Here is an 8,972-nt window from a genome sequence, read left to right as displayed (position 1 = left end):
TCTACATCTTCTTCTATAATTCCATTGTCTGCATAATCGTCAAAAAGAGTAGTCACCTCATCGGTGGCTACTCTTTCACAGACAATGGATACTTCTATCCATTGCATATATACTCCTTTATAGGGAATGTGATGGAACAAACCATTCCTTCACATGAGCTGTTCATTTAGTCAAACAGTCCTTAATTTTTTCAAAGAGACTCTTGCTCACTTGTAAGTTATTTACATCTTCGTTACTTTCATTTGCAAAGCGTAATAATAACTCACGTTGAGTGTCTGTCAACTTCTTAGGCGTTTGAACAGTTACTACAATATGTTGGTCCCCCCGTTGTTTAGGGTTTCGCAAATATGGAATACCTTTGCCCTTTACGCGGAATGCCGTTCCCGTTTGAGTACCTTCCGGAATCTTTAACTCTACTTTACCATCTAAGGTGTTAACTTGTATAGTCGCACCTAATGCTGCTTGAGCAAAGCTAATATTTACACGGCTAATAACGTCGTTGCCATTACGTTCAAATTCCTTATGAGGACGAACGAAGATATATACGTAAAGATCGCCTTTTGGACCACCTAAGATACCAGGTTCACCTTCATTAGCAACGCGTAAGCGGGAACCACTATCTACACCTGCTGGAATTTTGATAGAGATTTTACGTTTTGCCAACATTTCACCTGTTCCACGACATTTGGAACAAGGTTTTTCAATGCTTTTACCAGTACCATGACAGCGGGAACAAGTGCGAACGGATTGCATACGTCCAAATGGAGTATTTTGAATAACCGCTTCTTGGCCAGAACCATGACAGTTTGGACAAGTATCGACACGAGATCCTGGTTCACCACCAGTACCATGACAGTGATCACATTCTTCATGACGATGCACTTCTATTTCCATAGATTTACCAAAGGCTGCATCTTCAAAGGAAATATCAATATCTTCGCGCAAGTCATTGCCTTTTTGAGGGCCTTGTTGTTGGTGTCCACCGCCAAACATGCCTCCAAAAATGTCGCCAAAGATATCACCAAAGCCGCCAGCTTGACCACCGAAACCGCCAAAGCCACCTTGGAAACCACCGGCGCCAGCGCCGCCTCCTTGTTTGAAGGCGTCGTGGCCGAATTGGTCATATTGAGCTTTTTTAGTTTCGTCAGACAATACTTCGTAAGCTTCGTTAGCTTCTTTAAACTTTGCTTCCGCTTCCTTTGGATTATCTTTATTTACATCTGGATGGTATTGGCGTGCCTTTTTACGGAAGGCTTTTTTGATTTCATCTTGAGAGGCATTTTTGCTAACCCCTAAGATGTCATAATAATCACGTGCCATTAGTTACCAACCCTTCTTATTTCTTGTCGTCATCCACTACTGTGTAATCAGCATCAACTACATTATCATCAGATTTTGTTTGTTGTTGACCTTGATCTGCACCACCAGCTGCTTGTTGAGCTTGTTGTGCTGCTGCATACATTTGTTCTGCTAATTTATGTAATGGTTGTTCCAAAGCTTCACTATCTTTTTTGATGTCTTCGATGTTGCCAGCTTCGATAGATTTTTTCAATTTATCTTTTGCTTCTTCCACTTCTTTCAATAAAGCAGTATCGCCTTTACCATCAAGTTCTTTCAATGCTTTTTCAGCTTGGTATACCAAGGAATCTGCATTGTTTTTAACATCTAATTCTTCTTTTCTAGCTTTATCTTCTGCTGCATGAGCTTCAGCTTCTTTAACCATGCGTTCGATTTCGTCTTCTTTCAAGCCGCTAGAAGAAGTAATTGTAATTTTTTGTTCTTTTTGAGTACCCAAATCTTTAGCTTTTACGTGTACGATACCGTTAGCATCGATGTCGAATGTTACTTCGATTTGAGGAACCCCACGAGGAGCTGCTGGGATACCATCCAAGTTGAAGCGACCCAATGTTTTATTATCTGCTGCGAACTCACGTTCACCTTGCAATACATGGATATCTACAGATGGTTGGTTATCTGCTGCAGTGGAGAATACTTGAGATTTAGATGTAGGAATTGTAGTGTTACGATCGATAATACGTGTGAATACACCACCCATTGTTTCGATACCAAGAGACAATGGAGTTACATCAAGTAACAATACGTCTTTTACTTCACCTACTAATACACCACCTTGAATAGCAGCACCGATAGCTACACATTCATCAGGGTTAACGTTTTTAGTTGGTTCTTTACCCAATACTTTTTTAATAGCTTCTTGTACAGCTGGGATACGGCTAGAACCACCAACTAACAACACTTTATCGATATCAGATGCAGATAAGCCAGCATCGTTCATAGCTTTACGAGTAGGTTCAATAGTAGCTTGTACCAAATCAGCAGTTAACTCTTCAAATTTAGCACGAGTCAATGTTACATCCAAATGTTTAGGACCAGTAGCATCAGCTGTGATGAATGGCAAGTTGATATTTGTGCTAGCTACGCCAGATAATTCAATTTTAGCTTTTTCAGCAGCTTCTTTTAAACGTTGGTCAGCTAATTTATCATTGGATAAATCGATACCAGATTCTTTTTTGAATTCTTCAATAAGGTAGTTCATAATGCGTTGGTCGAAGTCATCGCCACCAAGATGGTTATTACCAGATGTTGCCAATACTTCAAATACGCCATCACCAAGTTCAAGGATAGATACGTCGAATGTACCACCACCAAGGTCAAATACAAGAACTTTACCGTCTTCATCTTTATCTACACCATATGCAAGAGCAGCTGCTGTAGGTTCGTTGATGATACGAAGTACTTCAAGACCAGCAATCGCACCAGCGTCTTTTGTAGCTTGACGTTGAGCATCTGTAAAGTATGCTGGAACTGTAATAACAGCTTGTTTTACAGGTTCGCCCAAGTAAGCTTCTGCATCAGCTTTGATTTTTTGAAGAATCATAGCAGAAATTTCTTGTGGTGTATAAGATTTACCTTCTACAGTTACTTTGTAGTCAGTACCCATGTGACGTTTAATAGAAATGATTGTGTTTTCTGGGTTAGATACAGCTTGACGTTTTGCTAATTGACCAACTAAACGTTCGCCATTTTTTGCAAAACCAACAACGGAAGGAGTTGTACGCGCGCCTTCTTGGTTAGTAATAACCGTAGGTTCGCCGCCTTCCATAACCGCAACACAAGAGTTTGTAGTACCTAAATCAATACCAATTACCTTTGCCATAATATATGCCTCCTAAAACCTTTATAATCTATTCAACAACTTTTACCATTGCTGGACGAATACAACGACCATCAACAGTATAGCCAGTTTGCAATACTTCACATACCGTATCAGATTCATATTCATCTGACGGCACTCGCATAATCGCTTGATGGAAATTTGGATCAAATGGTTTACCAACCGCATCGATAACGGCTAAACCATGTTTAGATAACATAGCCATCAAGTTTTGATGAATCATGATAAATCCATCAAGGAATACCTTAGCATCACCTTCTGCGGGACTTTGAACAGCTCGTTCAAAGTTATCTAATACAGGAAGTAAATCTGTAAGTACATCCCCTTTAACATATCCTGCAAGTTGCTCTTTTTCTTGATTAGTACGACGTTTGAAGTTTTCAAAGTCAGCTTGCAAACGCTTATATCGATTATCGAAATCTGCTTTAAGCTCATCTAATACGTGAGCAGCGTCAGCAACAACTTCTTCAGTTTCTTCCACAGCCGGTTCCTCTACATTAGTAGCATTTGCTGTTTCGTCTACTGTTTCTTGTTTAATGTCTTGTTCTTCAGCCATTATATACCCTTTCTATTTTTGTTCTTTTACCATAGATTCCATCATATGTTTCATGTGAGACAACATTCCAATAATACGACCGTATTCCATACGTGTCGGTCCTAGAATAGCAAGTGTACCAATAGGCTGATCTTGATTTGTGAAATCAGCTTGTACCACACTCATAGAATGTAGTGCTTCGGTATCATTTTCATCGCCAATCTTTACCTTCACCGGTGTAGGTGAATCATCCTTTAAAAGTTGTCCCAATTGATTTTGCTCTTCCACTAATGAAAGTAAGGGTTGTACTTTTTCAACAGACTTAAACTCTGGTTGATTTAACAACTCCGTGGTACCTACAGAATAGAACAACTTACGTTTATTAATTGCTCGTAATAATGTTTCTGAAAGGATCATCAAAATCCCTTGGGGTCCTTCCATATGAATCAAAAGTGTTCCTAACGCTTCAGCCGTTACATGACCAATACTTACATTCTGTAATGCATTGCTAAATTGCATAGCCAAACTTTGTAATACATCAGGCGAAACGCCTTCAGTAAAGTACATCAATTCATTATCAAGAGCACCAGTCTCAGTAATAACAACCATAACTGCTTGATGTGAATCGAGGGGCAACACATGAATGTATTTGATTAATGCTCTATCATGAGCTGGAGCTAAGAATAAACTCATGCTATGGCTTACTTGTGATAATAATTTAGCCATATTTAAGAAGAGCTCACTCGTTGATCCATTGGAATGTTTCCATAACATTTCAATTTTTTCAGCATCCTGTAATGGAACAGGTTGTCGACTCAACATAGAGTCAACATATAAGCGATAGCCTTTAGCTGAAGGAATACGTCCAGCCGATGTATGAGGTTGCTCCAAATAGCCTAACTCCTCTAAATCGGACATTTCATTTCGCACTGTTGCCGGACTTATACCAAGATTATAATTCTTAGCAATGGTTCTTGACCCTACCGGTTCAGCAGATTTAACGTAGTCTTCAATTATGGCTCGCAAGATGCGCTGTTTTCTTTCATCCATAATGACACCTCTTGTTAGCACTCATAAACTTTGAGTGCTAATCGCATGTATAATATTATCACATTGGAAAAAATTGTCAAGCAAAAAAATCCTTAAAAAGTCAAATAATACCTATTTAGTCAAAAAGACAATTCAATATTTTTAATTAATTAGTCAAAAAATCAAAGTATAACAATAAGAAAACACTTATACTATCTACGTTTATGTCATATACTAAAATTTCAATCTTAGAATATGTTGGTCTAATAAAATTTATGTTATTAAAACCTGAAATAGTATAAGTGTTAATATTTGTAATAATTCTATTGTAATTTTGTTGTTAATGAGCTCTTAGTTAGATTACTTTCTAGCCATGCAAATTTATAGATTAAGAATCGTAAACCAGAACCATAAATCAATGAGAAGTATAAATATAATAATTTATAGTTCTACACCTTCTAATGGATTACCAAGTCGTTCTAACAGTTTTCCCATACGCTCACGTGGTTTCCCATGTTCCGCATACCAATCAACTAAAATATCTACAGCTTTTTTGGATTGCTCTACAGTAAGTTGTCTAGCCAAAATTTTGCCAGCTTCTGGTCTCATACCTGTATTGCCGCCAACAGCTAACATAAAACCTTGAGACGTACCAATAAAGGCAATATCTTTTACCATTGCATCTGGACAGTTACGACCACATCCACTGATGCCAATTTTGCACTTATGAGATGTTTTTCGGCCGTAATGTTTTCTCTCCACATAATCAGCTAACTCTTTTGTTTCCATTTGGCCATTTTTACAATAGCCTTTACCAACGCAGGCAATTAAGGAATTAACCCCTCTATGAATAACCGTAGTTACACCTTCAGGTAATTCGGAAATAAGCTGTTCCTTATCTTCTTTTTCAATACCTGTAATTTGTATACCTGTTACAACATGACGGAAGGATCCACCATATTTTTCAGCTAATTCTATGCATGCCTTCATTTGGTCTAAAGTAAATTCATTATGTAAACCGTGTAAAATAACCGATGTCTTCATCGTTCCTCCTCAAATCTAGCATGCTTATTCATCATCATCCTATTTATACTAACATATTAGATTTTGAGAAACTGTGAAAAATTACTCACGAATAAATTGACTAAATACATAGTTACCATGTTTTGCCCCTTCCGAGGTCAAATGATAACTATCATTTTCATATTCTAATAGGCCTTTGCTAACTAAATCTTTTATTGTAGCGCCAAATAAATCATGAACAGATACACCAAATCTATTTTTGAATTTTAGCTCATCAAGGCCCCATTTAGTGCGAAGTGCTAAAAAACAAAAATCCTCTTGGGCCCGCTCTACCGTAATAGTCTCCGTATCGATAATAGGCATAGTATATCGATCAACAGCTTGTATATAAGGCATTACATTACGATTGTTACTGCGGCGTACTCCGTCATAAAAAGAATGAGCACCTGCACCAAAGCCTAAATAATCTACATAGTGCCAATATTTTAAATTATGACGACTATAGGAATTATCCTTACTGAAATTAGAAATTTCATATCGCTCAAAACCTAAATCTTTTAACCCAGCCATAATCATGTCATACATAGATTCATCAATGGTTTCACTAGGAATAGAAATAAGGTTCTTTTCTACTAAATGATATAAATAAGTCCCTACCTCAACTTGAAGTCCATACGTTGAAATATGATTAATCGGTAAATCTTTTACAATATTTAAATTATGCTGAATATCCTCTAAGGTTTGTCGTGGCAAACCATAAATCAAATCAATATTGATATCAGTAAATCCAGCCTCTTTAGCATCGTAAACCGCTTGTTTAGCCTTTTCACCATTATGACTGCGATGCAGCATAGTAAGTGCCTTATCATTAAAGGTTTGAACACCAAAGCTAATACGATTGAAACCAAGTTTAACCAATTTCGTTAAATAATGTAAATCTACTTCTCCAGGATTTGATTCAATAGTCATATGACAATCATCAGTAATTGTAAAAGTGCTTTTAATTTTATCAAGAATCATCTTTAGTTGTTGAATTGACAATTCAGTCGGCGTACCACCACCAAAGTAAATGGTATCAATAGGTCTAGATTTAGATTCTGGGTGTTCTGTAACCCATAGATCTATTTCTTGTACTAATGCATATACATAGGTTTCATAATAATCTTGTAGGTTTTGATAAGCTGGAAAATCACAGTACATACATTTCTGTTTACAAAAAGGGATATGGACATACAAGCCCATATCCCCAAGTGTAGACAGATTCAAAGTATTAGAATCTGTTTTCATTATATTAGTCCTCAACCTTGAGAATAGCCATGAATGCTTCTTGTGGAATCTCTACAGATCCTACAGACTTCATGCGTTTCTTACCGGCTTTTTGTTTTTCTAGCAATTTACGTTTACGAGAAATATCGCCACCATAACACTTCGCTAAAACGTCTTTACGCCAAGCTTTTACAGTTTCACGAGCTACAATCTTCGTACCTACTGCTGCTTGAATAGGAATTTCAAACATTTGACGAGGAATGAGTTCTTTTAATTTTTCCGCTAATGCACGTCCACGTGTAGCAGCACGGTCTTTGTGTACGATAATAGACAAAGCATCTACAGGATCACCATTTAAGAGAATATCCATCTTAACCATTGGAGATTGTTTATAGCCAATCAATTCATAGTCAAGAGATGCATACCCCTTTGTAGCAGATTTTAATTTATCAAAGTAATCGTAAATGATTTCACTTAAAGGTAAATGATATACAACGGATACACGTGTTTCATCCAAATATTCCATGGATTGATATTCACCGCGTTTATCTTGAGACAATTCCATAATAGTGCCAACAAAATCTTTAGGTACGATTGTAGTAGCTTTTACATAAGGCTCCTCAATGTAGTCGATTTCTGTTGGTGGTGGTAATTTAGCAGGATTGTCCACTTCGAGCATTTCTCCATTTGTCTTGTAAACCTTATAGTTTACAGATGGAGCAGTTGTAATAAGGGATAAGTTATATTCACGTTCCAACCGTTCTTGAATAACATCCATATGTAATAGGCCGAGGAAACCACAACGGAATCCGAAGCCCAATGCCAAAGATGTTTCAGCTTCGTATTCTAAAGCAGCATCATTAAGTTGTAACTTTTCAAGTGCATCACGAAGATTTTCATAGTCTTTAGAATCTGTTGGATATAAGCCACAATAAACCATAGATACAGCTTTGCGATAGCCAGGTAATGGTTCTGGTGCCGGATTATTAGCTAATGTTACAGTATCACCAACGTGACAATCAGCTACATTCTTAATGCTAGCTGCAATACAACCTACAGAGCCACATGGTAACTCCTGAACAGGTACAAGATTTGGTGTAAAGATACCAAGTTCTGTTACATCAAAATCCTTTTTATCATGCATCATACGGATTGTATCTTTTGCTTTAATCGTACCTTCTTTTACACGTACATAAGCAATAGCGCCTTTATACGCATCAAAACGGCTATCAAAAATCAAAGCTCTAGTTGGTTCATCAGATTTATCTGGCGGTGCAGGCACCTTATTTACGATAGCTTCCAAAATATCTGGAATGCCAATACCAGATTTAGCAGAACATAAAACTGCTTCTGATGCATCTAAACCAATAATATCCTCAATTTCATGTTTAACTCGATCAGGATCTGCAGAAGGCAAATCAATTTTGTTAATAACAGGAATGATTTCAAGATCATGTTCTAAAGCGAGATACACATTTGCCAACGTTTGTGCCTCTACACCTTGTGCAGCATCTACTACGAGTAATGCGCCTTCACAAGCTGCAAGAGAACGAGATACTTCATAGCTGAAATCCACATGGCCCGGAGTATCAATAAGGTTCAATGTATACTCTTCACCATCTTGTGCTTTATACAAAATGCGAACAGATTGGGCTTTAATGGTAATGCCCCTTTCCCGTTCTAAATCCATAGAGTCTAGAACTTGGGCTTCCATTTCGCGTTTTTGTAATGTGCCAGTATATTCAATTAATCTATCGGCGATGGTAGATTTACCATGGTCAATATGAGCTATAATACAGAAGTTTCTAATCTTTTTCGTTGACATATTATGTGAACAAGTTCAAAGAACTTGTTTTCTCCTTTCTAACATACGCGATCGATAACAGCACCTCCTAATAATTGAGTGCCATTATAAAAGGCTAC

The 8,972-nt window shown here is 37.4% G+C and carries 7 protein-coding genes and 1 pseudogene; all 8 read right to left on the bottom strand.

Features of this window, described 5'->3' with window-relative positions:
- Positions 1-107 (bottom strand): annotated as a pseudogene (locus tag QZR70_RS08905) (50S ribosomal protein L11 methyltransferase); the annotation flags it as partial.
- 55 nt (positions 108-162) lie between these two features.
- Positions 163-1,320 (bottom strand): molecular chaperone DnaJ, encoded by a 1,158-nt coding sequence (dnaJ, locus tag QZR70_RS07330; protein WP_295794167.1) that lies wholly within the window; start codon positions 1,318-1,320, stop codon positions 163-165.
- Positions 1,321-1,336: 16 nt separating this feature from the next.
- On the bottom strand, positions 1,337-3,178 hold the full coding sequence (gene dnaK, locus QZR70_RS07325; RefSeq protein WP_295794165.1) for a molecular chaperone DnaK: 1,842 nt from the start codon (positions 3,176-3,178) through the stop codon (positions 1,337-1,339).
- Positions 3,179-3,206: 28 nt separating this feature from the next.
- Entirely contained in the window at positions 3,207-3,752 is a 546-nt protein-coding gene (grpE, locus tag QZR70_RS07320) for a nucleotide exchange factor GrpE (RefSeq protein ID WP_005386696.1), read from the bottom strand.
- Positions 3,753-3,764: 12 nt separating this feature from the next.
- On the bottom strand, positions 3,765-4,781 hold the full coding sequence (gene hrcA, locus QZR70_RS07315; RefSeq protein WP_119207148.1) for a heat-inducible transcriptional repressor HrcA: 1,017 nt from the start codon (positions 4,779-4,781) through the stop codon (positions 3,765-3,767).
- A 420-nt stretch (positions 4,782-5,201) separates the two neighbouring features.
- Complete coding sequence (locus QZR70_RS07310; protein WP_295794163.1) at positions 5,202-5,804, bottom strand: nitrite/sulfite reductase; 603 nt, start codon at positions 5,802-5,804, stop codon at positions 5,202-5,204.
- A gap of 81 nt (positions 5,805-5,885) precedes the next feature.
- Entirely contained in the window at positions 5,886-7,070 is a 1,185-nt protein-coding gene (gene hemW, locus QZR70_RS07305) for a radical SAM family heme chaperone HemW (RefSeq protein WP_295794161.1), read from the bottom strand.
- A 4-nt stretch (positions 7,071-7,074) separates the two neighbouring features.
- A complete protein-coding gene (lepA, locus tag QZR70_RS07300) occupies positions 7,075-8,874 on the bottom strand; it encodes a translation elongation factor 4 (protein WP_295794159.1) in 1,800 nt (599 codons plus the stop codon).
- Between the last annotated feature and the right edge of the window lie 98 nt (positions 8,875-8,972).

It is taken from the genome of uncultured Veillonella sp., assembly GCF_900545205.1.
Taxonomy (GTDB): domain Bacteria; phylum Bacillota; class Negativicutes; order Veillonellales; family Veillonellaceae; genus Veillonella.
This window is presented reverse-complemented; position numbering and strand designations above follow the sequence as displayed.